This is a genomic window from Candidatus Magnetaquicoccus inordinatus (assembly GCF_004217665.1).
GTDB lineage: Bacteria > Pseudomonadota > Magnetococcia > Magnetococcales > Magnetaquicoccaceae > Magnetaquicoccus > Magnetaquicoccus inordinatus.
On record NZ_RXIU01000425.1, the window covers coordinates 1 to 1498 of the forward strand.

General features: G+C 51.3%; 2 protein-coding genes. Both read right to left on the bottom strand.

Translation table 11 applies throughout. From position 1 onward, the window contains the following. Positions 1-561 precede the first annotated feature (561 nt). Complete coding sequence (locus tag EJP87_RS16245; protein WP_130472890.1) at positions 562-852, bottom strand: coiled-coil domain-containing protein; 291 nt, start codon at positions 850-852, stop codon at positions 562-564. A gap of 107 nt (positions 853-959) precedes the next feature. Further along, a complete protein-coding gene (locus tag EJP87_RS18125; RefSeq protein WP_193771468.1) occupies positions 960-1133 on the bottom strand; it encodes a hypothetical protein in 174 nt (57 codons plus the stop codon). Positions 1134-1498: the final 365 nt, after the last annotated feature.

Here is a 1498-nt window from a genome sequence, read left to right on the forward strand (position 1 = left end):
GGAAACAGGATTCACCCTGATTCCAGGAGTACCGCCATGGACAGCAAAGGATGTAGCCCCATCCCCTGCGCCCTATTTGATTGGATCACATTTCTCGCCAAATCGCTACACATCCTCTTTGCTGCCTATGCACTTCCACAACTCCTGACCATCTTGGGTGGATATCAAGTCAGACAACTCGCCAACTTCACTCCTTGGCGCGTTAATCGCACAGTGACGGCCGGTTTGGTGCGAACCGGGCTCCAAAGCTATTTCTCCCACATCCGGGTTCGCGATTGGTGGGACTCAAATTCCCGGAAATTCATACCCCCAAACGGTATCACAATGACCGGTTGAACCTGCGCATCGGACAACGTATCCCAAAACCGACTTTTTTTCACCTGCAGACCACACTTTCCACAAATCAAACGATCTTGGACAGGATGACTGAAGCTCTAAAGTCCAGGATAACAGATGTTAGCAGGGGAAGGTGCAAGAGTCTGTGGGGGAGGTCAGAAATGAAAAGACCATTTTCGTGGCGTCACGAAAATGGTCTGTTTAATGCGGAAGCTGTAGAATAGCTCAATGCGGAAAGAAGGATTTCAGAATCAGGGCGATGACACCACCAACACAAACAGCCATGCCCCATTTGAGGGGGGCTATCTCGGCAGAAATGCGGAGCTCAAGTTCCTTGATGTCGCGCTTCAGTTCGATCTTGACCATCTCAAGATCCTGTCTAGTGGCAACCTCGTCCAAGTTGGAATTTTGCACATCCTGGATGGCAGCGGCCATTCCTCTGGCTTGAGGTTCGTCAAAGCCGGATGCCTTGAGGGTTTCCACAAACTTCAGCGTATCAAAAGTAATAGCGGTCATGGCGGCGGCCTCCTACACAAGATGAACTGACTGGTTTAAGACTACCAGTAACCTCACAAAATCTCAACAACAAACCCTCACCCCGCCTTTTTGCTATTCTCCCTCCCTCAGCCTTTGTCAGATGGCTTGCGCCGTTTTGACTCTATGGCAAAAGGTTGGTCCATCTTCTTGAATTCCTTATGGGTCCGTTTGATGCCGATCTTTACTTGGCGAATATCGTCGGACAATGGAAGGTCTTCTGGTTTTTGTCCACCGATCTTCTGCATCGCTTCGCGAACCACTCTCCCAGCCGTTTTGTCTGCATTTTCGAGCGCGGCTTGTCCTTGAATCCCTTAGATGCGGATCTTTTCCTCCGTCTGTGTGATTCGGAAACGGTTGGCGGCCAACTCCACCCCATCCATAAAATCCAACAAGGAGCGTTTCTCGGTAACTATTCACCACCCAAAACTATTGCGGGTCCAGGGAGGGCACCTCCCTGGCGGAGGCCAGAGGCGGAGCCTCTGGGGTTTTGTTTTGTGCTTTTGGCGCGCTTTTCACAACAAGCCGACGCGCTTTTTGCGTCGGCTTAAGCGCCTAATGGAAGCAAGCTGTGCGGATTGGCGCGCTTTTTTGCGCCAATCCGCACAGCATCCCCATGGGGGTAGAG